The 23,544-nt window shown below is 37.4% G+C and carries 22 protein-coding genes; 14 read left to right on the forward strand and 8 right to left on the reverse strand.

Annotated elements, in window-relative coordinates:
• Positions 1 to 223 precede the first annotated feature (223 nt).
• Genes AN214_RS15295 through rph form a run of 3 tightly spaced genes read right to left on the reverse strand, consistent with a single transcriptional unit; the run spans position 224 to position 2,035 of the window.
• Positions 224 to 607, reverse strand: coding sequence for a diacylglycerol kinase (locus tag AN214_RS15295; RefSeq protein WP_054980518.1), 384 nt, complete (start codon positions 605 to 607; stop codon positions 224 to 226).
• 58 nt (positions 608 to 665) lie between these two features.
• Positions 666 to 1,310 carry an orotate phosphoribosyltransferase gene (gene pyrE, locus AN214_RS15300; protein ID WP_054980519.1) on the reverse strand — a complete coding sequence of 215 codons (645 nt, stop codon included), beginning with the start codon at positions 1,308 to 1,310 and terminating at the stop codon, positions 666 to 668.
• 11 nt (positions 1,311 to 1,321) lie between these two features.
• Positions 1,322 to 2,035, reverse strand: a complete 714-nt coding sequence (gene rph / locus AN214_RS15305; protein WP_010561976.1) for a ribonuclease PH — start codon at positions 2,033 to 2,035, stop codon at positions 1,322 to 1,324.
• Between the two features lie 188 nt (positions 2,036 to 2,223).
• On the opposite strand from rph, the gene AN214_RS15310 reads away from it, so the two are divergent.
• Positions 2,224 to 3,084, forward strand: a complete 861-nt coding sequence (locus AN214_RS15310; RefSeq protein WP_054980520.1) for a YicC/YloC family endoribonuclease — start codon at positions 2,224 to 2,226, stop codon at positions 3,082 to 3,084.
• Between the two features lie 168 nt (positions 3,085 to 3,252).
• Positions 3,253 to 4,440, forward strand: a complete 1,188-nt coding sequence (locus AN214_RS15315) for a site-specific integrase (RefSeq protein ID WP_054980521.1) — start codon at positions 3,253 to 3,255, stop codon at positions 4,438 to 4,440.
• Between the two features lie 25 nt (positions 4,441 to 4,465).
• Here the strand turns inward: AN214_RS15315 and AN214_RS15320 are convergent, their stop codons facing one another.
• Positions 4,466 to 5,494: a hypothetical protein gene (locus AN214_RS15320; protein ID WP_054980522.1), complete on the reverse strand. Its 1,029-nt coding sequence runs from the start codon at positions 5,492 to 5,494 to the stop codon at positions 4,466 to 4,468.
• A gap of 165 nt (positions 5,495 to 5,659) precedes the next feature.
• On the opposite strand from AN214_RS15320, the gene AN214_RS15325 reads away from it, so the two are divergent.
• From AN214_RS15325 to AN214_RS15335, 3 genes are read left to right on the forward strand one after another with little or no spacing between them, the layout of a single operon-like run.
• Positions 5,660 to 5,854: an AlpA family transcriptional regulator gene (locus AN214_RS15325; RefSeq protein WP_054980523.1), complete on the forward strand. Its 195-nt coding sequence runs from the start codon at positions 5,660 to 5,662 to the stop codon at positions 5,852 to 5,854.
• A gap of 1 nt (position 5,855) precedes the next feature.
• Positions 5,856 to 6,179 (forward strand): hypothetical protein, encoded by a 324-nt coding sequence (locus AN214_RS15330; RefSeq protein WP_054980524.1) that lies wholly within the window; start codon positions 5,856 to 5,858, stop codon positions 6,177 to 6,179.
• On the forward strand, positions 6,179 to 6,586 hold the full coding sequence (locus AN214_RS15335) for a hypothetical protein (RefSeq protein WP_054980525.1): 408 nt from the start codon (positions 6,179 to 6,181) through the stop codon (positions 6,584 to 6,586). Before AN214_RS15330 ends, AN214_RS15335 begins: the two co-directional genes overlap by 1 nt.
• A 68-nt stretch (positions 6,587 to 6,654) precedes the next feature.
• Here the strand turns inward: AN214_RS15335 and AN214_RS15340 are convergent, their stop codons facing one another.
• The 3 genes from AN214_RS15340 to AN214_RS15350 all read right to left on the reverse strand — a co-directional run bounded on the left by AN214_RS15340 (position 6,655) and on the right by AN214_RS15350 (position 9,693).
• Positions 6,655 to 7,206: a hypothetical protein gene (locus tag AN214_RS15340; RefSeq protein WP_054980526.1), complete on the reverse strand. Its 552-nt coding sequence runs from the start codon at positions 7,204 to 7,206 to the stop codon at positions 6,655 to 6,657.
• Positions 7,199 to 8,032, reverse strand: coding sequence for a plasmid recombination protein (locus tag AN214_RS15345; RefSeq protein ID WP_054980527.1), 834 nt, complete (start codon positions 8,030 to 8,032; stop codon positions 7,199 to 7,201). The genes AN214_RS15340 and AN214_RS15345 overlap by 8 nt, the downstream gene beginning before the upstream one ends.
• 536 nt (positions 8,033 to 8,568) lie before the next feature.
• Positions 8,569 to 9,693, reverse strand: a complete 1,125-nt coding sequence (locus tag AN214_RS15350) for a DNA cytosine methyltransferase (protein WP_082428598.1) — start codon at positions 9,691 to 9,693, stop codon at positions 8,569 to 8,571.
• Between the two features lie 151 nt (positions 9,694 to 9,844).
• Between AN214_RS15350 and AN214_RS15355 the strand changes: the two genes are divergently transcribed.
• From AN214_RS15355 to AN214_RS15380, 6 genes are all read left to right on the forward strand, one after another.
• Positions 9,845 to 10,123, forward strand: a complete 279-nt coding sequence (locus tag AN214_RS15355) for a helix-turn-helix domain-containing protein (RefSeq protein WP_054980528.1) — start codon at positions 9,845 to 9,847, stop codon at positions 10,121 to 10,123.
• Positions 10,123 to 10,692: an HNH endonuclease gene (locus AN214_RS15360; protein ID WP_054980529.1), complete on the forward strand. Its 570-nt coding sequence runs from the start codon at positions 10,123 to 10,125 to the stop codon at positions 10,690 to 10,692. Before AN214_RS15355 ends, AN214_RS15360 begins: the two co-directional genes overlap by 1 nt.
• Positions 10,693 to 10,696: 4 nt before the next feature.
• A complete protein-coding gene (locus tag AN214_RS15365) occupies positions 10,697 to 12,451 on the forward strand; it encodes an ATP-dependent endonuclease (protein ID WP_054980530.1) in 1,755 nt (584 codons plus the stop codon).
• 318 nt (positions 12,452 to 12,769) lie between these two features.
• Positions 12,770 to 13,423, forward strand: coding sequence for a hypothetical protein (locus tag AN214_RS15370; RefSeq protein WP_152960784.1), 654 nt, complete (start codon positions 12,770 to 12,772; stop codon positions 13,421 to 13,423).
• A gap of 6 nt (positions 13,424 to 13,429) precedes the next feature.
• A complete protein-coding gene (locus tag AN214_RS15375; RefSeq protein ID WP_054980532.1) occupies positions 13,430 to 15,787 on the forward strand; it encodes an EAL domain-containing protein in 2,358 nt (785 codons plus the stop codon).
• A gap of 43 nt (positions 15,788 to 15,830) precedes the next feature.
• The gene (locus AN214_RS15380; protein WP_054980533.1) at positions 15,831 to 17,021 is read left to right on the forward strand and encodes a hypothetical protein; all 1,191 of its coding nucleotides are present in this window, start codon (positions 15,831 to 15,833) and stop codon (positions 17,019 to 17,021) included.
• A gap of 7 nt (positions 17,022 to 17,028) precedes the next feature.
• Here the strand turns inward: AN214_RS15380 and AN214_RS15385 are convergent, their stop codons facing one another.
• On the reverse strand, positions 17,029 to 17,712 hold the full coding sequence (locus AN214_RS15385) for a CPBP family intramembrane glutamic endopeptidase (protein ID WP_054980534.1): 684 nt from the start codon (positions 17,710 to 17,712) through the stop codon (positions 17,029 to 17,031).
• A 48-nt stretch (positions 17,713 to 17,760) separates the two neighbouring features.
• On the opposite strand from AN214_RS15385, the gene AN214_RS15390 reads away from it, so the two are divergent.
• The 3 genes from AN214_RS15390 to AN214_RS15400 are packed head-to-tail and all read left to right on the forward strand — an operon-like array spanning position 17,761 to position 23,517.
• Positions 17,761 to 18,858 (forward strand): nitrilase-related carbon-nitrogen hydrolase, encoded by a 1,098-nt coding sequence (locus tag AN214_RS15390; protein ID WP_200911139.1) that lies wholly within the window; start codon positions 17,761 to 17,763, stop codon positions 18,856 to 18,858.
• A gap of 30 nt (positions 18,859 to 18,888) precedes the next feature.
• Positions 18,889 to 21,687 (forward strand): multiheme c-type cytochrome, encoded by a 2,799-nt coding sequence (locus AN214_RS15395; protein ID WP_054980535.1) that lies wholly within the window; start codon positions 18,889 to 18,891, stop codon positions 21,685 to 21,687.
• The gene (locus AN214_RS15400) at positions 21,688 to 23,517 is read left to right on the forward strand and encodes a CRTAC1 family protein (RefSeq protein WP_054980536.1); all 1,830 of its coding nucleotides are present in this window, start codon (positions 21,688 to 21,690) and stop codon (positions 23,515 to 23,517) included.
• The last annotated feature ends 27 nt before the right edge of the window (positions 23,518 to 23,544 follow it).

A 23,544-nucleotide genomic window follows, 5' to 3' on the forward strand; every position in this document is an offset into this window, starting at 1 on the left:
CAACTCGTGATTCGCTGCTATGCTGCGTCGTTCCCCGTGTTGGTGGAGGCGCATTATAGAGAGATTTGATTTGAGCGCAACCCCTTTTTCAAACTTTTTTTAGTTTTTTGGATTGTTCGGATGAAATACGTACAAAACCGCCATAATTTGCAACTTTCGTTACATATTTATCACTTTTAAAGCTGGAAAACTTAAGAAGTGACTATTTTTACACCACAGTAAATTAAGCAAAGATCTTTATATAAAGACTTACGCCCCAGACGATACCGACGATTAATAGTGAAAAAGTAACCGCCGCTGAACCCATATCTTTAGCGCGACCAGATAAAACATGCCTTTCTGTGCTTACGCGATCAGTTAACGCTTCAATTGCTGAATTTAATAATTCTACTATTAGTACTAATAGCAGCACTGAAACTAACAATGCCCAATGAATCAAATCTTGAGCCAACCAAAATGATGCTGGAAACATCACTATTGCTAACAACAATTCTTGACGAAATGCTGCTTCTTCTTTTATGGCAGCTTTAATACCTAGATAAGAACAATAACTTGCTTTAAATACACGCTGTAACCCACCGCCGTTTGGTTTATTAATTTCACTCATTTTATTTATCCATAAAAAAACCCCGATAATCGGGGTTTTATATCAAACTTTTATGTAATTAAGCTACACCGTATTGGTCGCGATACGCTTTAACTGATGCTAAGTGCTCTGACATATCGCCTTTTTGCTCAAGGTAAGTAATAAGGTCGGCTAACTTAACAATTGAAATTACCTGTGTATCAAAGTCACGCTCAACTTCTTGAATAGCAGATAGCTCAGCTTTACCTTTTTCTTGGCGATCAAGCGCGATCAGTACACCTGATAAGTCAGCACCATTCGCAGCAATGATTTCCATTGATTCGCGAATTGCAGTACCTGCAGTGATTACATCATCCACCAGCATGATTTTACCTTCAAGTGCAGAGCCTACTAATGTACCACCTTCACCGTGATCTTTTTTCTCTTTACGGTTAAAGCAGTAAGGCACATCACGGTCATGATGGTCTGCTAATGCAACTGCTGTTGTTGTCGCAATTGGAATACCTTTATAAGCAGGACCAAATAATACATCGAAATCAATACCAGAATCTTGTAATGCTGCAGCATAAAATCGACCTAAGCGCGCAAGGTCACGACCGGTATTAAATAAACCAGCATTAAAGAAATAAGGACTAGTACGACCTGACTTAAGTGTAAACTCACCAAACTTAAGCACCTGCTTCTCAAGTGCAAATTCAATAAACTCTTTTTGATAATCTTTCATGTTGTACCCTATTACGCTAACGCTTGCTTTTGCATATCGATGATTTCGCGAATTGAATGCTTCGCTAATTCAAGTAAGTCAGTTAATTCATCATATGAGAACGGTTCGCCTTCAGCAGTACCTTGCACCTCAATAAACTTACCTGTTTCGGTCATAATTACATTCATATCCGTTTCAGCTTCTGAATCTTCTAAATATTCAAGGTCCGTTACCGCTTCGCCGTTATAAATACCTACCGAAATTGCAGCAATCATATGCTTAAGTGGATTAGCGTTGATCATGCCTTTAGTACGCATATAGGTAAGTGCATCAACTAAAGCAACACATGCACCACTAATTGAAGCAGTACGTGTACCACCATCAGCTTGAATAACATCACAATCAATCGTAATTGTATTTTCGCCAAGCGCTGCTAAGTCAACGGCTGCACGTAACGAACGTGCAATCAGACGTTGGATTTCCATAGTGCGGCCACCTTGCTTACCTTTTGCAGCTTCACGACCGCAACGGCTGTGAGTTGAACGCGGTAGCATACCGTATTCAGCCGTGATCCAACCTTTACCTTGCCCTTTCATAAAGCGCGGCACGCCTGCTTCAACTGTTGCAGTACACAATACCTTGGTATTGCCGAACTCAACTAATACTGAACCTTCAGCATGCATTGTATAATTACGAGTAAAAGAAACTGGGCGAATTTGGTTAGGCGTTCGTTCACTAGGACGCATTGGATATCCTCACTATTCAAGATTTGGCATATTATAAGAACTAATTGTTCGAATCGCTATGGGAAAAGTCATAAAAGGCACAGTCTTTATATTTTTATCAGATAAAATTTACTGTAAGCTGTTTAACAACTTCCGCTATAATGCGACCAAGCATAAATTATCATTTCTAAAAACTTAGGAAACCGCACATGATCCATAGTATGACAGCCTACGCTCGCCATGAAGTTAAAGGTGACTGGGGTAACGGCGTTTGGGAAATTCGCTCCGTTAACCAAAGATACTTAGAAACCTTTATTCGTCTACCAGAACAATTTAGAGCACTAGAGCCTGTTATCCGTGAAAAACTACGCAAGCAGTTGCAGCGCGGTAAAGTAGAAGTGTCACTTAAATTTAATGCCAATCCTGCGCATGTTGGCGAGATGAAAATCAATCAAGCGTTAGCTAAGCAGATTATGAAAAATGCAACTTGGCTACAAGAACAAATTGATGGCGAAATCAGTCCGATGGACATTCTGCGTTGGCCTGGTGTGATGGAAGCTGAAGAAATGGATATGGATTCAGTGCAAACAGAATTGCTAAGTGGTTTTGATAAAACTGTTTCTGATTTTATTGATGCGCGTGCCTCTGAAGGTGCAAACCTTGAAACCATGATAGATACCCGTTTAACCGCGATTATTGATCAAGTTGAAATTGTAAACGGACAAATGCCTGAAGTAATGAAATGGCAGCGTGAAAAGTTAACGAACCGTTTAGAAGAATTAAAAGCAGAGATTGACCAAAACCGCCTTGAGCAAGAACTAATTTACCTTGCACAAAAGCAAGATGTAGCTGAAGAACTTGATCGCCTACAATCGCACGTTAAAGAAACCCGTAAAATCCTGAAAAAAGGTGGCGCATGCGGCCGCCGTTTAGATTTTATGATGCAAGAGTTTAACCGTGAAGCAAATACACTCGCATCAAAGTCTATCAATACTGAAGTAACTAATGCAGCAGTTGAGCTCAAAGTACTGATTGAGCAAATGCGTGAGCAGATCCAGAATATCGAATAAGGTTTTCAGGTGTTTCCTGTTGATTCAAAATATTAAAAAACCCTTGTTTAAAAGGGCTTTTTTGTTTTTAAAATTTAAAATTAGTTTCACTCTGTTTCATCTTAATGGTGACAATATTGGTGACATGATGTAGATTATAATCATTGTTTTATTATTTTTGTCACCACAATGAATGTACAAGAAATAAAATCTTTAATTCGCAAAGGACAAGTAGGCAGATATCAAGTCGGCGACAACCTTTACTTAAGAATTTCTAGCAGCAAAACAGCGAGCTGGACATTTCGGTACAAAATTAATACAAAAAGAAAAGAGCTGACCATTGCTAAATTTGGTGATGAACCGTTAGGCTTGCCGCTAGTAAAAGCGAAAGCGGTGGCAGCTAGCTACAAAGCCTTGGTACGTGATGGAATCGATCCTAAAATACAAAAGAGTAGAGACTTACTTTCAGATCTAAAAACAGTTGATCAGCTTGCAGAAAGTTGGCTTAAAGACTGTAGAGAAAGACTTAAATATCCAAACATACCTGAGCGAGTTTATCGAAAAGACATAGCGCCCCACATTGGTGAACTACCGATATCAGAAATCACGCCACTAGATATAAAGAAAATCATTCGAACGATTAAAGAGAGCGGACGCCCTACAATTTCAAATGATGCGTTGGTTTACTGTAAACAGTTATTTAATGAGGCTATTAAAATTGATTTAATTTCTTCTAACCCAGCTCTTCCTTTTAATACAAAAGATGCGGGCGGCAAAGAATACTCAAGAGATCGCGTTCTATCACTAGAAGAAATAACGCTAACATTTAAAGTAATGAGAAATAATCAAGACTGTTTTGTTAGACAGAATTACTTAGCGTTCCAGCTGCTACTTTGTCTAGGTTGTCGTAAAGGAGAATTGCTAGCAGCAAAGTGGTCAGAATTTGACTTTAAAAACCAAGTCTGGAATATGCCAAAAGAAAGAAGCAAAACAGGTATATCAATTACTTACCCCTTACATGATCAGCTAATAGCTGCTCTAGAAGAGCTAAAAGTTCTGTCTGTAGGTTCTGAGTTTATATTTCCGAATCGAAGGAAAAGCAAAAGGTTTCCGCACATTTCCATGGACACTTGGAATGCAGCATTAGCCAATTTATTCAAAAAAGAATGTTTGGATATTGCCCACTTTACTATTCATGATCTTCGCAGAACATGTAGAACGCTACTAGCTGAAATAGGTACAGCCCCACATGTAGCAGAACGATGTTTAAATCATAAGCTACCAAAAATTATGGCAGTTTATGATCGACATGATTACTTTGAAGAAAGAAAAGAAGCACATCAAAAATTGGTTCAATACCTAGCTTCATGTTTTTAATTCGAAAAATAAGTCTTACCTTGATCTAGACATTGTTATTTTTTGTTCGTTTAAGCTTAAATCCAGATGATTTTTGGATTACTTGAGAACCTTCAAAATGCATTGGTTTTGCGCGTTCTCCATTTATTTGTTTTCGCTCTGCCTCAGTGTATGCATGAGGTGCATGGAATATACTATTCGCGTATTTAAAAATACGGAAGGAATCCACCCATAATTGCTTACTTATACCATATTCTTTCTCTAGATAGTTGAGGGTTACGGGTTCTTTCCCCATGCACCTCTTATGCCTAATTTCTTCTGTAATGCCTAAGTCAGAATTGATTAAATCATCTAGTGTGAGATGTAGCTCATTTGCCAATGTTTGACAGTCCTTACCGAAATAATTTACTCCGATTATCTTTTTAGCTAAGTCTAAAATTAAGAGATCCGAATGAAAGCTCGGATCAACTAGTAATCCATAAATTTCAAATGCTCTACGAAAATCAGCTTTGTTAAAATAGTCAACAAATCGACTATAGAACTCTTTTTGTCCAACAAGACATGCAGGTTCAAATACATCACCGAGACCTAAAAGTTCTGAACTAATGTTTCCTACACCATACTCTAAATTATGAACTTCATAGAATTCATCTACAGCTCTTTGAAAGTAAACAACGGCATCTCCTACGAAGCTCGTTTCTATAATAGATAAAACATTGTATTTTCCATTTACAAAAGCCGCCTCCGAATCAGGTACCAATATTTTAAAAGCTTCGTAAACATTTTTAATTCTATTTGTCTTTGGTTGTTCACCATTTTGATACTTATACCAATTTGACGGGTCAAGTGGTTTAGATATTAGTAAATTATACGCTTTTCTAGCCTTTTCTATATCTGGGCAAACCGATGAAACTTGATAATAAAATGAATCGTTATCATTTTTAACGTTGCCCGTTCCCCAGCTTAGCTGGGTCAATTTCGCTAGCTTTGCGACAGAGTCATATTTAAAAGCACTTAACAGTGAATGAATCCAGAATTGAGTTCGAATGATATTTGACCTGTTGTGTTGTGCCATAGCCCTATAAATTACCTATTAAAACTTGATAGTTAACAGTACGAAGTGTACTTATTCAGCTACTGCGTAAAAAGTTTTTTTTTACTCAATTATGGTCTTTTTAGCTTTTCTCTATGATGACATTACTTTCTGAATCAGCAGAGAGTTTGTTTAGGAATTTAACATATGAGGAAAGATACTTTAATCATTTCAGCAAAAGAACTGCAAGAAGAATTGGGCGTTAGTCGCACAACCCTATGGCGCTTAAGACGCAACAATTATTTGCCAAATGAAGTTCACGTAGGCGGCCAATTCTTAGGATGGCGAAGAGCAAGCATCGAAGCTTGGTTGATTGCTAGTGAAACGAGAGAGGCAGCATAAGATGAGTTTTAGTAAAGATCAGCAACTTGAATTAAAAGTATTTTTAAGAAGTGTATTAACTGCTGTGTCAAACTTTGAAAATTGGTACATGATTAATTTTGAAAATCAGCAACTTGATGAGATTGCTTCTATTGCAATCGAGCAAATTTATTTTGATACACAAACTAAATATGAGGAATGTACAGATACAACCATAAGAGAGGTTTCTTCAGAAATTAGGACAATGTACGCTGTTGAAAAGAAATTTGAAGAATTATCGAAGCTGAATTTTGATCAAATAGTTAATTTCGGGCTATTTTCATCTGATACTGAGGAGACGCTTTAATGATTGAAGTTAAAATTACTTCTAAAAACAGAGTCATAATTGAAAATATCTTGATTGCTGTTCAATCAAAGTCAAACGTAAGAACCTTGAATTATGATGATTTAGAGCATGCGGCCGGATTAGCCGAAGAACTACTTGATAAAATAATATCCAAACAAAAACGGCAAAATGTTCGTGCAATTGTAAAACCATTTTATGAGCCTATGTCATGCAATTATAGAGGAGTTCCAACTCATACTGAAAGTACTATCAGGAGGGGATCTGACGGCTGGTACATCTCGGATGTTTCACGCAAAGTTGCAGATAGAAGCGGAAGCCAAAAAGTATCAATCGTAGTTGATTCGTTAAGAGAAAAAGTAGATAACATTTTCTCATATGTAACTAGAGAATTAATCGCTAGTTCTTGATGTTACAGGGTCATATAAACATTAAACCTGAAATAATTAGTGGCTCAGTGAACAACTAGCCACTATATTTAAAAATCATCATCAAATATTATGTCTAACTGCTTTTTCCTAATTTTATTTAAAAGCTGATTACTATCACCGATATCAAAATTTACTATATCTTTAAATTTCTTCGTTTGCTTCGCTCTAGGTTGGAGGTTTTTAATAAAATTACTTAGAAAAGAATCTATCTCAGTTGTTACCTCCGTAGGATTTCCTGATTCTGAAAAAATGTATAATAATAGCTTAAGTAAATGAGTTATTGAGTTGTGATAGCTGACAATAAACTTTCCAACCTTCAGCGCTTGTAGTTTCGCTAAAAATTTAGGGTATTCTATTTCATTTAAATCATCGTTGACGTGGCCATATGCAACTTTCAGTTTTCTAATCAACGCGTCAACATCGCTAGTAGCTGAAGTAAGAGTAGACAGATCATAAATACTTGTAGTGTGATTTTGAATAATTAAATCGACTTTCATGAAAAGGTGATAGCTTAGAGATTTCGTATTACTAGGTTGATAGAAAGTAAAACTCATAGCATATAATTCAAGTTGTGATTCTATATTAGCTGGATTAATCATTAGAGTTAAAATCCTTAGTTTGAAAAGGAAGATGATTTTTTTTGCTTCTTTTTGAAGGAAGTAGCTCACTTAAGATAGCCTTAGCGCTTTTCACCTTATTTTTCAGACTACTAATTAAGTTATTTTGTGAGTTGAAAATTTTTGCAAGTAATGAAGCATAGTTACGTTGAGCATACCATTCTGATCTGCTTAATCTACGACGTTTAGGCCCAAATCTTAGCTGCCCATGTTTTAATCCAACTGCTTCATAATAATTATCTTGAAACGAACGCATGGCAGACTTGTATGCGTGATCCTTTGTGCTTTTTTTGTTGCTTTTACATGCTCTTTGAGCTTCTAGACCGGGATGGAACGAAGTTAAGTTAATACTACCGTCATCGTTTAGTTTGGGAGTCGAACCGAAATGCAAATGTATCCAGCGCTCGTCCAAGTGGGCTTCGAGAGATACAAAGCTATCACCAAGCTGATCTTTTAAAAATTTTTTTGTGTCACTAACCCATAATTGAACTTCACTTGATTGCCAATTTTCAAGAGTAGCCTCAATCTTAATCGAGGCAACTCCAAACCCTATTATTTGCGCATCCTTTCGAATTTTCCTGCCTAAACTATCTTTACTGTTTGAGGCTAGCAATCTTGCCTTGTCCAAAGCTTCAAGAGGTTGTACGCCGTACAAGAGGAGAGGCGCTTGGGGTTGTGTAATGTGTGGGGATGAATTCTCTTTACGTTGACATTCCCGAGCAACAGCTTCCGCCGAAGGTCTCTTGCTGTTTTTTCTTGGAACATCAGCGAAAGTTTCAAAGTGTATAAATTGATAGCTATTTTGCATTTAATCACCGTGGATACATAAAAGTTTAATTCTGATATCCATGATGCAGAAGATGAACGTCTTTCAAATCTTCTGTCCTGCAAGGCCGACGTTTATGTACAGAGTACATAAGCCTAGTCGGTCACTAGCTTTAACTAACTTTCACTGTATATTTAAACAGCCTTCAAGTCAAGATTTATTTTATTATGCATATATGTATAATACTGATTTAAAAGGAAAATGTTGACTTTTCTGTTTTTATAATTTAAAATAAATCATTCCAGATCGTTCTGCTTATTTTCTTCTTTCGTCAGAAAGAGGATTAGATACTTATTTAGCTCCCTTTTATATTTTCTAATTACAAAAACTCAGTTATTTATTCGACATTTTGATAAAAATATTAATGAAACAGATATGTATTCTATCTATTTACCTATACCAACACAGAGATAGATCTTGCTTTCGTAGAAAGCGGATTAAATAAAAATATTTGATATCAAACTGAATGGTAAAATTTTTTAAAATTTTACCATTCAGTCACAAACCCCTGATAAAAATTAAGCACATCGTTCAAGTGTTTTTGAATCAGGTAACGTTATCAAACCTTCAGCGATCAGCGTTCCAATATGAGTTGCTAATTTTTCAGCGAAAATAGGCGGTACCGCATTCCCAATCTGCCTTGCAATATCCGTTTTATTTCCTTTAAAAATAAACTGATCACTAAAACTCATGATTCTTGCTGCTTCTCTATGAGTAATAGGTCTGTGCTGTTCAGGATGTAAGTACCTTCCTTTTTCTGGTTTAAAGAACTCAGTTCTAATAGTTACAGAGGGTCTATCCCACCATAGCCTTCCAAAAAGGTCTGTTCCCCCTGAAGGCTTATTTAACCAACAATTAGGTGTTAATTCAGGAGCATTTTTCTGAAGATCAAATCTATTTCCTCCAACAGGAACTGCCCTATACCTTTTCTTACTAAGCTCTGTCGGGTTTCTTGTGAAATGTAAATTGTATGGTGGTGGAACTTCCCTAATTTCAGTTCCTAAAGGTTCCTTTAAATCACCTATTGCAGACTTAACGTCTACCCAGTCCTTTAAATCAAGTTCTAAACTTAAATTCACATCAGGCTTTCTATGTGTAGGGTCGGGCAGGAAACCCATATTGGTATTTTTGAGTCTATTTTTTCTGACACCAACTACAATCGCCCTTTTTCTAGTTTGTGCAACACCATAATCAGCCATGTTGACTTGAGAATATTGAACCTCAAATCCTAAAGTTTTCGCAGATTCCAAAATTTCTTCGAATTCTTTGGTTTTAAAAAGGTTTGCTACATTTTCCATAATAAATATCGATGCATCAGAAGCTCTCACAATATCCATATACGGCTTCCAAAGTTCACGCCTTTCATCTCCAACACGGTTCTTATTCAGAAGACTAAACCCTTGGCAAGGAGGACCTCCAACAACAATATCCGCTGATGGCACTTGTTCCTGATTTAACCATTCCTCGATATCCTGACACAGGGCTTTTTCACCAAAATTAGCTTTGTACGTTTCAACTGCGGCTTTGTCATTATCTATAGCAAAGACACTCTCGAAGCTAAATAGCTTGTTTTTCTTTAACGAGAGAAACCCGGAAGACATCCCTCCAGCTCCACAAAATAGATCTATTACTTTTATTTTCAATTCGTTAGCTCGGTGAAATTTTAATACCGGAATATTATCATGATTTGTTCAAAAATTCACTCTCATACTCGTTGCAATAATCTACTTTGGATTACCAAATCGAATGTTAACAACCTAATCTAGTTCCAGTTTAAAGCAACAGAGAACGTAGATGGGAAATAAAATAGTTGGCACATCTGACGCACAAGAGCGGAATTTATTAGGACCATTATTAAGGTCTGAAAGAAAAAAAAGAGAGCTATCCGCCGAAGAAATCGCAGCAAGAATTGAATTTGAAAATTCAAAATTTTCAATTGTCGTTTCTGCAAATCATCTACACAAAATTGAAAGACAAGAAAAGCCTCTATCGGACCTTATTTTATTTGCTTATCTCGAAGCTCTAAGCCTCCCTGTAACCGAATTCATCCAAAATCATAAGGAGCTTTTGTAATGAGTGCTCGTAAAAGAATAGAAGAGCTTTTTTTAAATAACATCAGTAGAGTTATCACTAAAGAACAAATTTCAGAAGTTGCACAAATCAATGAATGGGCAAGAAGAGTCAGGGAGCTTAGAGATGAATTCGGGTATGAAATTAAAAGTCATAAAGATGAACAATCTTTAAAACCGGGAGAATATATTCTTCATAATCCAGTACCATCACCAAAAGCTAAAGAAAGAAAAATAAGCAAAGACCAATATTTTCGTATTCTTCATAGAGATGGCCATAAATGCTTAAGCTGCGGAAGAACTCCAGTAGATAAACATCCTACAGACGAATCAAGAACTATCAAGTTAGTGGTCGATCATGTATATCCAATATCTGACGCTGAGAAGTACGCTATTGATCCTTATTCGGATGAAAATCTTCAAACACTTTGTGATTTTTGTAATGAAGGTAAGTGGAACAAATACTCAGGCAAGCTAGGAAAAGCAAAGATAAACTTAACCGCTATGGTTCGCCACGCACCTAGGAAAGATCAGTTAGAAGTTTTTGAAATGCTGAAAAAAGTATTTGGATAATTAAATGGATTTTATGTTAACTCGCCCTTTAAAATCATACCCCAATTTTATTGAGGGAATTAGGTTTCCGTTATATAAAAAGTTAAAGCCTAACTTAGACATTAATTTCAGCTACCCTTTCACAGCTTTAGTTGGTCCAAACGGATGTGGCAAAACATCTGTTTTACATGCTCTCTTTGGTTGCCCAATTAAGCAGTCCACGTCGCAGTTCTGGTTTTCGACAGCTATGGATCCAATTGTGGAGGGTGATTCAAAATCTCCCAATCGATACATATATAGATATACGCCGAGCCATCTAAGTTCACCAGTCGAAGTATTAAAAATTAGAAGAGCTAGAGCTGGAAACCCTGACTATTGGGAACCTGACAAACCAAGAAAACAGGATGGTATGTTAGCTTTACCTGAAAAAATTTCTAAAAAAGACATGCCTTACAGAAGCGCTTCTCGGTGGAACCCTGTCAAAAAGAACGTGGTTTACATTGATTTTAGGTCGGAAATAAGTGCATTCGATAAATTTTTTAACTTTGGAACGTTTACAAAGGGTAAAACTATAAATTCAAAGCAGGATTATTTAAGAGTTCGTTCTAAGGCACTGCTGAGAGCGATAAATAATAGTTTCTATACCTACCGAGGTCGTAAAGTTCAAGCCAAGTACCAGCTTGACGACGTCACTTTAAAAGTCTTATCTAAGATTTTAAATAAGGCATATTCAGAGGCATTTGTTGTTGAGCATAACCTTTTTGATGCGCCGGGTTTTTCTATAATTTTTAAAGATAAACTGAATAGATATTCTGAAGCTGTTGCTGGCAGTGGAGAGGTAGCTATTGCTTCAGCAGTACTTAAGGTTATGAATGCTCCAAAAGGTTCGCTCATATTGATGGATGAACCTGAGGTATCTCTCCATCCAGCTGCGCAAAAAGAGCTTAGAGCATTTCTTTTGGAAAAAATAAATACAGAAGGGCACCAAATAATCGTATCAACTCATTCGAGGTACTTCATAGATGAATTACCTCGTGGAGCAATTAAAGTATTTTACCAAACTCCAAATGGTGATTTTGACGTTATTAATGACGCTAGTTCTGAACAGGCATTTGTTCGAATTGGAGAAACCATAGACAATAAAAAGGAAATTTTTGTCGAAGATGAGTTAATGAAGTTACTTGTAGAAAGAGCTGTCAAAATTATCGACGAGGATTTGTTAAATACTATTGATGTTAAGGTACTTCCCGGAGGAGGTCCTCAAATTAAACAAACGATCCTGAGTGATATAGCTGTTACTGGTTCACAACAACGTTACGCACTGTTAGATGGAGACCAAAAGTTACAAGTCACTAAAATTGAGACTGAGAATTTAACATCTAGCGACCTTAAGAATCTAGATCAGATTATTGTTAATTATATCGGTTGTGACGTTAAGTTTCCTCTTGATGGGGGTAATAAGCCTAATACTGAACAAAAGATAAAGTATCAACTTGCTGCTATCGAGGCGTATAACTCCAAATTCTATTTCTGCAACACAGAGATCCCTGAAGAACTAATTTGGAATTCAACAATACACATAGTGCCAACTTTATCGAATTATGATTCCGAACCTGATTACAAAAAGAAATTTATTAAATTAACCTGCGATGCCCTAGATACTGACGATGTAACTTCTAGTGATATCTTACATGAACAGAAGCGCCTACTCTCTAAAATGTCTGGTCCATTATGGAATGAATTTATAAATACAGTTAGACAAATAGTTACAACACCGTGAAAATGGTGACAAAGTTGGTGACAAAAGATTTAATGCAAAAATAAAATCGACAGTAAAGCAGTGTTTTAAAATGATTTAAATGAAAACAACAGCATTCAGATCCAAAACATCGAATAAACTCTTTTTACATCTACTATATCGAAAAAGCCAATCGAACACCGATTGGCTTTTTTTATATTATTAATAAATCTTGCAATTTTTTCCTTAAAACCTCGCTCTAGCTATAAACGGGTCTAAACTTACTTTTAGCTCATAAAATCACTTTTCAACATTAACAATTAATTTGAAATGAGCTTGGCATTGCATGGGGAAAATCTTTTGAGGTACTTATTACTTTTAATATCAGCGGTTACTACATTTAGTGAAGCTAATGCACTCGAGCTCACGGTGAACGTCGTTGATAAAAATAATAACGCTGTAAATAAAATCGTCGTATTTGTAACGCCAAAAGCTGGGGTCGCCGATTTACCAAGTAACAACCAGAAATTGGTCATTGATCAACAAGGTAAAAAATTTACGCCATATATTACCGTGATGCAAAAAGGGCAAAATGTTGTTTTCTCAAATAAGGATGATATTACCCATCATATTTACTCTGTGTCAGGTAAAAATCGATTTGAATTTAAGTTAAAAGCGGGTGATTCAAAGCATATCTCTGATATGAATGCAGCCGAAGAGGTTGCAATGGGATGCAACATTCATGATTGGATGAGTGGTTATATATTGGTTGTCGACACACCATATTTTACTAAAACAAACACAAACGGTAGCGCCGTATTTACAGTAAAAAAAACAGGCCAATATGATATTTCAGTTTGGCACCCTCAACTTGATACACCATCACATCAAATAACCCAAAGCCATTTACTAAGCACAGATAAAAAAACACTGACATTAACCCTAACCAAACCGCTACTCCCCATTCCCAAACAAGTTGGGCAAGAAGAATTTGAATTTTTAGAAGAGTACTAATCAACTATGAGACTTTTCAAAGTGCGCAGTTTACAAAGTAAAATTTTAATATTGTTCTTATTTTTACTATTGCTCGTGCAACTGGTTAGCTTCTACTTTACCTATCACACCAATGTAAAGCTTGAGAGTACCCAATTAAATAATCGTTTAAGCAATGCATCTAATATATTTGAAACACAGTTTAATAATCGCCGCTATTACCTCTCAGCATTTGCTGAAACAGCAGCAAAAGACTACGGCCTAAAATCTGTATTAGACGAAGATACAAAAAGCTTTTTAGTTGCTTTAAATAATCATCGAAAACGCATTGATAGTGACCTTGCGATGGCAATCAATAGTGAAGGAATCGTTTTTGCGCAGCTAGTTACTTACACAAACGATGATGGAATAGTAAAAGTGCGAGTGGGCAAAGGACAAGGTGAACCTTTTAGCCAACCCACCAGCTTTTTACAGCAAGAAACTGCACAACTGGTCTTTATTGACGATTTACTTTATCAACTGAGCTTTGCACCTATTAAAAGTGGCTCTCGCATTGTTGGTTGGGTGGGTTTCGGTTATTTGATTAATAACGCACTTGCTAATGAACTCGCTACCTTGACCGATGTAAACATTGGGTTTGCCAGCTTTGATGGTAAGCATTACCAAGTGATTGCCAGCTCAGATGAAGATAATTACCCAATAAAAGCCGATGTATTTAAACGTATAATTGCCAATACAGAACATCAATATTTATATAACCGAATAGAACTTGGCAACACCGACAATGGGTATATTTCAGCGGTGCTTTTTGAGTCTCGTGCAGATTTATTAAAAAGCATTGATATCCAATGGCCCCGATTAGTATTGCTAGTTTTTATTACGGTGCTTTTATCGACGTTTGGCGCTATTGCCATTGCAAGAGGCATTACCCGCCCAATTAAAAGCCTGATAAGCCAAGTAAAATCAATTTCCAAAGGTAATTACGACGGTATCGTAAATGTATCGGGTAGCCGAGAGTTAAAACAACTTTCGAATGAATTTAACGACATGACAAAAGCGATTATCTCGCGAGAGCAAACAATTAGCTTTCAAGCCTTTCATGACCAACTAACGCATTTACCTAATCGAAATGCACTTGTTACTGCAATAGAAAAACGTCAAACATCCAAGCATGACTTTTTAATTGTACAACTGAGTATTTTAAGAGCGGAAGAAATCGCGGAAACCCTCGGTTATCAGGCGAGTGACTATGTCATCAATGAGGTTGCGAATCGTATCGAAAACACACAACATGACTTTGATTGTTATCACTTAGGTAACGAAAATTTTATACTTCTAATTGAAAACCAAAACATTGACGTATTAATCGACACATTGCAATCAGCATTAACAATGCAATGCCAATTTCAAAACATTCATCTGCACCTTCAATTTACCTTTGGTGTTGTTATTGCGTCACAACACCCAAACTGTTCTGTGGCCGAGTTATTACAAAAATCCAATGTGGCAATTCAACGCGCCAAAAACAACAAAAAAGCATTCCAAATTTATGACCCAATTTTTGATCAAAATGCCATTGAACGCCTGTTCTTAACTAATAATTTACGAACAGCCATCGAACAAGACCAACTCACTCTGTTTTTTCAGCCAAAGCTTTCGTTAAAAACAATGGAGATAAGCCACGTTGAAGCCTTAGTAAGATGGCAACATCCTGAAAAAGGCTTAATTCCACCAGATAGTTTTATTGGCATTGCAGAAAAAACCGGGCAAATGGATGCATTAACTCGCTGGGTAACGAATGCGGCAATTAATCAATATTTGGCGTGGCAATCAAATGGAATCCACATCAATATTGCGATAAATATTTCTGCCGAAAATATATTAGATAAGTCCTATCCAGATTATGTAATCTCGTTAAAACAGCAACATCAATTAACCGATTGCGCGATTACTTTAGAAGTTACCGAAGATGCCGTTGTGGATGATCCTGAAAAGGCAACCGAAGTATTGAACTATCTGAATCAAAGCGGCTTTAAATTATCGATAGATGATTACGGCACGGGATATTCGTCACTCGCGCAATTAAAACAACTACCAGTGCAAGAGCTAAAAATAGATCGATCCTTCGTACAGCATTTGCTCGATAATGAAAATGATCAAATCATTGTTAAATCAACCATTGAACTTGCGCATAATATGGGGTTATCGGTTGTTGCTGAAGGTATTGAAGACGAAGCCACATTACTATTTCTTCAATCTCAAGGATGTGAATTAGCACAAGGATACTTTATTAGTAAACCATTACCCGCTCATGAATTTGAAGCATGGTTATCTCAATCTAACTATAAAAAACAGACAAAAACACATGCGAAAGTCCTTGATTAAAAGCCTTCTACCTATTTCCCTTTTATGCATAAGCAGCCAGTTATTGGCCGTAGATGCAAATATAAAAGGGCTAATTGATTTAAGGGCTTATCATGTAACAAGCGATGATGGTAATAGCTATTTATCCGGTGATTATGGAAAATTTCGCTTTGACGATGGCTTTGGAATAGCACTCGGACAGTTAGGTGCCAATCTTAATTTGGAATTTAATTCAACATGGTCTGCAACAGTAGTCGCTAACGCATTTGCTAACAAAGGTAATAGTGCCATTGGTATAACCGAAGGCTTTGTTAGTTACAAAGGCCTGCCCTCAAGTAATGGCTGGCGAATAAAATCAAAACTCGGTGTTTTCTATCCAACGATTAGTTTTGAAAATGTAGCTACTGCTTGGTCTACCCCCTATACATTAACCTCTAGCAGTTTAAATAATTGGGTTGGTGAGGAACTTCGAAATACCGGCATAAACCTATCACTTGAAAAGTTGGGGAAATTCTCAGGTTCAAAGCACAATTTTTCAGGCGATATTTCGCTTTTTAAAAACAACGATCCTGCGGGTGCAATGCTAGCATGGCACGGTTGGACTGTTGGTAGTCGCCAAACCTTGCTACATGAAAAATTAATTGTACAAGATTTCCCTGCACGCCAACAGAAACTCGCTGCACAAGCCGCTGAATCAGACCCTTTTTTAGAGCTTGATGACCGTTTTGGTTTGCATGTTTCAGCCAATTGGAAGTACGCAAATAAACTTAGATTCAACTTAGGCTATTACGATAACTTTGCTAAAGAAGGCATTGTTGAAAATGGTCAGTACACATGGACAACAGAATTTATTCATTCAGCGTTGAAATACCGTTTTGCGAAAGAATGGGAAGTCATTGCCCAGTATATGAAAGGCAATACTTACATGACATCACCATACCAAGAGAAAGTGGTCGATAATGATTTCGACAACGCATTTGTAATGCTACGTCATTTTTGGTCAAACCATCATATTGCAGCACGCTTTGAGCACTTTAATGTGGATGATTTAGATAACATTTGGGGTGATAACAACAACGAGCAAGGTAATGCTTTTTCACTCGCTTATCGCTATAAGCTCTCTAAACAATCATTTTTACTAACCGAGCTTAACTATATCGATTCAACACGCCCTTCGCGCTGGTACGTAAACCAAGCAGTAGATAAAAAAGAAAGCCAATATCAAATTGGTTACCGCTATTACTTCAAACATTAAACGTGATTTATTCACCATATAAACGCATTGTGCTATCAAAATACATGCCGAGCCCAGCAGTAAATAACCAACATCCCCATAAACTATGCTCAACAGCCACTAACAAGGTGCTACGCGAATGAATATAGGTAAATGAAAATACTAAACCTGCAATAAAGGCACCCACTACCGCAATCCAATTTGCAAATAACAGATGCGCTAATGCAAAACTAGTGGCACTTAAATATGCTCGTAGCTGCTTACTTTTAAAGACTCGTTTATAACGATGAAACATAAAGGTACGAAAAATCACTTCCTGCGGCCAGGCTGAAAAAATAGGGTAAAGAATTAATAGTAAGAACCACCATTTAGTTTGTTGCGTGGGTAACGTAAAGAACCATTGGGGCGTAAAATACCAACTAGCTATCATCATTAATAGCGCTGCGACTAAAAAAGTAGCAACCACTCTATCAAGCGATAATTTAAGCTGTACCGGATTCCAAAGGCGAAAACGCTTAAAACGCGGATCACTTAACAACAGTAAAACACACCACCCGACTACCGATACCAAAAAAAGCAGTAAGTAAGGCGCAATCACATCGCGTACGAAATACAAAAATACGGGTAAACAAAAGAATAAAAATACAAACTCGCAAATTAAAATGCGCTTGTAATAATGCTTAGGTGCCCAACGGGTAGGATCGAGTTTCAATAGGTGTACCCCCTAAATAAAAGTTTAGAGTGGTCGCTACATCATGCCATGAAAATTAGATTAAACTTTTACGAAGCTACCTTAAAACTTAACCCGCATTACAATTACCGTTACAATGTAAAGCTAACAATAAAGAATGAGTTTCAATCAATGGATTTATATTACGTTGCCGCGTGCCAGGTAGACCAGAAAAACCCGCTAAATCGGGATGAAATGCATAGAAATACGCAACGCGTGTTAGAGCTAATGGAACAGGCGGTAAACGGGTACAAACCATTCCATGATATTAAGTTGATTGTTTTTCCTGAATTTGCTCATGCCGTTCCTGTCTATGAGAGCGCTGAAGAAATTCTTGAAAAATTAGCTGTGCCGATTCCAAATGAACACACAGACAAAATAGCAGAAAAAGCAAAAGCGCTTGGCGTTTATGTACAAACAGGTAGTTTTCTGGAAGTAGATGAGCGCTGGCCTGACCGTGTTTTTAATACTACTTGTTTAATTAGTCCAAAAGGTGAAATCCTCTCAAAGTATAGAAAAGTAAACCCATGGATCCCATTTGAAGTTCACTCAAGTCCGCATGACATTGAAAATTACCCCGATGATCCATTACCTGTTGTTGAAACTGAAATAGGTAATTTAGCGGTAGCGACTTGCTATGATTGGATGTTTCCAGAGGTCACACGAGAGTTAACACTCAAAGGTGCTGAAGTCCTTATTCGCATTTCAGCTTATATGGATCCTTGGGGTGCAACACAGCCTATGGATTGGTGGACTGTTATTAATCGCTGTCGAGCAATTGAAAATATGAGTTATGTCGTTGCAGCCAATCAAGGAGCTAAAGATTATCCTCCCTTCACATGGCCAGGTGGCTCTATGGTAGTTGACTATGATGGCCGAATTTTAGCAGAGGCATCTCCTGGGCCTGGTGAACGTATTGTTGTTGCACCAATTAATATCGCAGCTCTAAGAAGTGAAAGAAAACGAAGAGCTGGCCATAGTATGCCTACTCACCTAAGAACAGAGCTATACCAAGCACAAAAACAACCTATTTATCCTAAACATAGCCCAGTGCAAAATATTAACTATGACAGCCTAAGCAGTTCTATCGCAAAAGCACAAAGCGTGTCGCCGTTTATCAAAAAATAAACACTTAATACTTATAATAAGAACAATAATATGAACAAATCATCACCAAAGCGCAAAAGAATTGATGCTATTGGTCCCAAGCTAAAAGTGTTACTCATAGCGCTTCTGGTTGCGTTTTCACTATTAATGATTAACTCAGCTTTTCTTGGCAGTGTGACTTTTTTTGAATGGCTAAATCAAACAGTCTACCAAGATTATTTCTATCAATTAATGTTTTTAGGGCACATAACCCTTGGATTAATTTGCATTATTCCTTTGCTGTTATTTGGAAGTTTACATTTTAAAAATACTTTTCAACGAAAAAATAAGCGCGCCATTTATGTTGGCATATTTCTTTTTGCTGCATTAATACTAATGGCCTTATCGGGTTTATTGTTAATTCGTTTTGATTTCTTTTCAATTAAGCATCCTGGCGTAAGAAGCGTTAGTTATTGGCTTCACGTGGTACTGCCTTTTGTTTGTATATGGCTATTTGTGTTACATCGTTTGGTAGGTCCAAAGATCAAATGGCGAATCGGTGGATTAGTATCTATTGCAGCGATTGTTATCTCTCTGGTTGTAGCTGTTTGGCAAACACAAGATCCTCGTCAATGGAATCGCGTCGGCCCTGAATCTGGTGAACAGTATTTTTTCCCTTCCCTATCACGCACCAGCACAGGTGATTTTATTCCAGCAAAAGCACTGATGTTGGATCAATACTGCTTGTCATGTCATAGCGATATTCATGAGCAATGGCAAAATAGCGCACATAAAATGAGCTCGTTTAACAATCCTGCTTACTTGTTCTCAGTGCGTAACACCCGTGAAATGGCCATTCAACGAGATGGAGATGTACAAGCTGCACGTTTTTGTGCTGGTTGCCATGACCCTGTTCCATTTTTTAGCGGTGCATTTGATGACCCTGATTTTGACGATGTAAACCACCCAACGGCACAACAAGGTATTACATGCACGAGTTGCCATGCAATTACGCATGTAAATAGCAGTAAAGGAAATGCCGATTACACCATAGAAGAGCCTATACATTACCCATTTGTTTACTCTAATAATCAAATTCTGCGCTGGGTGAATGCGCAACTGATAAAAGCCAAACCAGAAATGCACAAAAAGACATTTCTTAAACCGTTACATAAAATGCCTGATTTTTGTGCTGGTTGTCATAAAGTTCATTTACCAAAAGAGTTAAACAAATATAAATGGCTTAGAGGCCAAAACCACTTTGATAGTTACCATTTGAGCGGTGTCTCAGGTCATGGTGTTACCAGTTTTTACTATCCACCGAAAGCGGATAACAACTGTAACGGGTGTCACATGCCAGCGGTTGCATCAAATGACTTTGGCGCTAAATTTTTAGATGATAGCAATCAACTAAAAGTGCATGATCATATGTTTCCATCAGCTAATACTGCACTACCTCACTTAAAAGGGTTACCACCACTAACTAACGAAAAACATCGCCAGTTTTTACAAGATGTAATGGAGGTTGATATTTTTGGTGTACGTGAAGGTGGCGAAATTGACGGGCCTCTTTTGGCACCACTTGAGAAACAAACTTTAAAGTTAGAAGCAGGGAAAACCTATCTATTTCAAGTTGTGGTAAGAACATTAAAAATGGGGCACTTATTTACTCAAGGCACCGCTGATTCTAACCAAGTGTGGCTAGAGTTAGTTGCTAGTAACGGTAATAAGGTGATTGGCCGCTCTGGAGGTATAGAAGAGAACGAAAAAGCAGTTGATCCTTGGTCACACTTTATCAATGCTTATGTGCTTGACCGCAATGGTAATAAAATTGACCGACGCAATGCTGAAGATATATTCGTTCCACTATATAACAATCAGATCCCGCCAGGAGCAGCAGATGTAATTCATTACAAAATAACGCTTCCTGAATCTCTAGAAGGCGACTTTAAGCTGACTGCAAGATTAAATTACCGCAAATTCAACACACCATACATGCGCTTATTTATGAATGATAAGTTCACTACCAATGATTTACCTGTAGTAGAACTTGCAAAAGATGCCGTTATTATTTCTACCTCTGAAAGCCAAATCATTGAAAAGCAAAACCAAACTAAACGACCAAATTGGATGCGTTGGAATGATTACGGAATAGGTTTACTGCGAAAACCTAAAAAGTCCCAATTTAAGCAGGCTGAACACGCATTTAAACTAGTATCAGGTAAAGGTAAAGGACTTGCTGAACTCAACCTTGCGCGAATTTACTATCAAGAAGGTCGACTAGAGCAAGCATCTGATGCATTAGCAAGAGCCGCAACAAATGAATATCCTGCTTGGCCTTGGACTGTAACCTGGTTTAGTGCTTTGATAGACAAACAAAATGGTTATTTTGATGAAGCAATTAAAAATTTCGAACGCTTATTAAATACTGATTTTAATGATGCAAAAGCGCGTGATTTTGATTTTTCAGAGGATTATCGCGTATGGGTAGAATTGGCTCAAACTTATATTGAAAGAGCTAAAACACATCGTAGCCAACAAGCTGAAACGGCAAAGCAAGCTGATTTTGCCAAAGCAAGAGAAGCGCTTTATACGGCATTAAAATATGATGTTGAAAACCATCAGGCTTATTACAACTTATATGTTATTGCCAAATTAACTCAGGACCATGAAAGTGCTGAAAAGTATCGTAATTTGCATGAAAAGTATCGACCAGATAACAATGCAAAAGATACTGCAATAAGCGCACACCGGGTAAAAAATCCAGCTGCAGATCACGCTGCTGCGCCAGTGGTTATTTATGATTTAAATAGACCAACAATATACACCGAGCAAATCACTACGCTTACGCCTTTGGAAGAACAACAATAAATGAAACAAGACGAACAACTCGACATTCAAGATGATGAAATAATTGCAAAAGCATTTAAAGGCTCCATCATCGTATTTGTAGTTATCGCATTCTGCGCCCTAATAATTTGGTTGTTTAATCGCGACTCAAGCGAAGTAAATACAGTGACAAATAATATTGCAGTTGAAACTCCAAAAACTGTCTCTATAGATACGACGCGCGTCCCCCCTACCGCAACATTCGAAGATATAAGCGACAGTGCTGGAATTAAATTTATCCATAATAACGGTGCAACCGGAGATAAACTTTTACCAGAAACTATGGGAGGGGGAGTTGCATTTTTTGATTACAATAATGATGGATTTCAAGACTTATTATTTATCAATAGTAACGACTGGAACAAAGATTCAGATAGCTCTAAATCCTCAATCACGTTATACAAAAACCAAAATGGCAAACACTTTGTCGATGTATCTAACGAGCTTGGATTAACGCAACAGTTTTACGGCATGGGGGTAGCAATTGCAGATTATGATGGTGATGGTGATGGTGACATTTTCATAACCGCTGTAGGTCATAATTTACTACTGAGGAATGACAATAGCTATTTTACCGATGTAACAAAAAGCGCAGCTGTTGAAGGCGGGCAAAATCAATGGAGCACAAGTGCAGCATTTTTTGATGCTGACAATGATGGTGATTTAGATTTATTTGTAGCTAATTACGTTGATTGGAATCGTGACATTGATTTTGAGGTAGATTATCAACTGACCGGTATAGGGCGAGCTTACGGGCCGCCAACCAACTTTGCAGGACAGTTTGCACGTTTTTACTTAAACCAAGGCGATGGAAAATTTATCGATTACTCACCACAAAGTGGCATTCAGATTACCAGCCCTGAACTCAAAAAAGCTATCGGTAAATCATTAGCCATTCGCCCTATCGATATTAACAATGACCAATTAATTGATTTAGTTGTGGCTAATGACACTGTGCAAAACTTTGTATTTGAAAATAAAGGCAACGGCCAATTTAGTGAAGAAGCTGAATTAATGGGACTTGCGTTTGATCGGAATGGTCACGCAACGGGAGCTATGGGAATCGATGCTGCTTGGTATTTAAATGATGATACCTTAGGTTTCGCCATCGGTAACTTTGCAAACGAGATGACATCATTTTATGTTGGCGACACTGAATCATTCTATTTTAGTGACCAAGCAATTATTGATGGTATAGGCCCTGCTAGCCGTAAAGCATTAACCTTTGGGGTGCTATTTTTTGATTTTGACCTAGATGGATATACCGATTTATTTCAAGCCAATGGTCATGTAGAAAGTGAAATTAATCGTGTTCAGTCAAGCCAGCAATATAAACAAGCAAGTCAGTTATTTTGGAACTGCGGTCCAACTTGTAACAAGCCCTTTATTAACTTGGAATTAGCTGCTGACAACCCCTTAGCAAACCCAATGGTAGGCCGTGGTGCTAGTTTTGCAGACATTGATAATGATGGCGATCTCGATCTTGCCATTACACAAATTGCAGGACCAGCTCGACTGTTAATAAACCAACAAAATAGCAATCATCAATGGCTGCAAATCAAGCTATCTCAAGCAGGGCTTAACCGTAATGCAATTGGAGCCAAAGTAACACTATCACTCTCCTCTGGTGAGGTGCTTACCAGAGATATCATGCCGAGTCGCAGTTATTTATCGCAAGTGCCAGCAATTGCCTATTTTGGTTTAGGTCCTTCGCCAAAAATAGACGCTATTACCATTACTTGGCCTGACGGTGTAAAACAAACCATTGATAATAACTTAGCACTCAATAAGTTACACGTTATAAGCCGCTAACCATGTGCATGTAAAATATACAACTGA

Source organism: Pseudoalteromonas sp. P1-9 (assembly GCF_001399975.1).
Taxonomy (GTDB): Bacteria; Pseudomonadota; Gammaproteobacteria; order Enterobacterales; family Alteromonadaceae; genus Pseudoalteromonas.

Excerpts from the sequence above, each read along its gene's own strand:
- AN214_RS15400 (WP_054980536.1), top strand. The coding sequence starts at position 21,688 with ATGAAACAAGACGAACAACTCGACATTCAAGATGATGAAATAATTGCA.
- pyrE (WP_054980519.1), bottom strand. The coding sequence starts at position 1,310 with ATGAAAGATTATCAAAAAGAGTTTATTGAATTTGCACTTGAGAAGCAG.
- AN214_RS15330 (WP_054980524.1), top strand. The coding sequence starts at position 5,856 with ATGAGTTTTAGTAAAGATCAGCAACTTGAATTAAAAGTATTTTTAAGA.
- rph (WP_010561976.1), bottom strand. The coding sequence starts at position 2,035 with ATGCGTCCTAGTGAACGAACGCCTAACCAAATTCGCCCAGTTTCTTTT.
- AN214_RS15340 (WP_054980526.1), bottom strand. The coding sequence starts at position 7,206 with ATGATTAATCCAGCTAATATAGAATCACAACTTGAATTATATGCTATG.
- AN214_RS15345 (WP_054980527.1), bottom strand. The coding sequence starts at position 8,032 with ATGCAAAATAGCTATCAATTTATACACTTTGAAACTTTCGCTGATGTT.
- AN214_RS15375 (WP_054980532.1), top strand. The coding sequence starts at position 13,430 with ATGAGACTTTTCAAAGTGCGCAGTTTACAAAGTAAAATTTTAATATTG.
- AN214_RS15335 (WP_054980525.1), top strand. The coding sequence starts at position 6,179 with ATGATTGAAGTTAAAATTACTTCTAAAAACAGAGTCATAATTGAAAAT.
- AN214_RS15360 (WP_054980529.1), top strand. The coding sequence starts at position 10,123 with ATGAGTGCTCGTAAAAGAATAGAAGAGCTTTTTTTAAATAACATCAGT.
- AN214_RS15325 (WP_054980523.1), top strand. The coding sequence starts at position 5,660 with ATGAGGAAAGATACTTTAATCATTTCAGCAAAAGAACTGCAAGAAGAA.
- AN214_RS15320 (WP_054980522.1), bottom strand. The coding sequence starts at position 5,494 with ATGGCACAACACAACAGGTCAAATATCATTCGAACTCAATTCTGGATT.
- AN214_RS15365 (WP_054980530.1), top strand. The coding sequence starts at position 10,697 with ATGGATTTTATGTTAACTCGCCCTTTAAAATCATACCCCAATTTTATT.
- AN214_RS15315 (WP_054980521.1), top strand. The coding sequence starts at position 3,253 with ATGAATGTACAAGAAATAAAATCTTTAATTCGCAAAGGACAAGTAGGC.
- AN214_RS15355 (WP_054980528.1), top strand. The coding sequence starts at position 9,845 with ATGGGAAATAAAATAGTTGGCACATCTGACGCACAAGAGCGGAATTTA.
- AN214_RS15295 (WP_054980518.1), bottom strand. The coding sequence starts at position 607 with ATGAGTGAAATTAATAAACCAAACGGCGGTGGGTTACAGCGTGTATTT.
- AN214_RS15310 (WP_054980520.1), top strand. The coding sequence starts at position 2,224 with ATGATCCATAGTATGACAGCCTACGCTCGCCATGAAGTTAAAGGTGAC.
- AN214_RS15390 (WP_200911139.1), top strand. The coding sequence starts at position 17,761 with ATGAAAATTAGATTAAACTTTTACGAAGCTACCTTAAAACTTAACCCG.
- AN214_RS15395 (WP_054980535.1), top strand. The coding sequence starts at position 18,889 with ATGAACAAATCATCACCAAAGCGCAAAAGAATTGATGCTATTGGTCCC.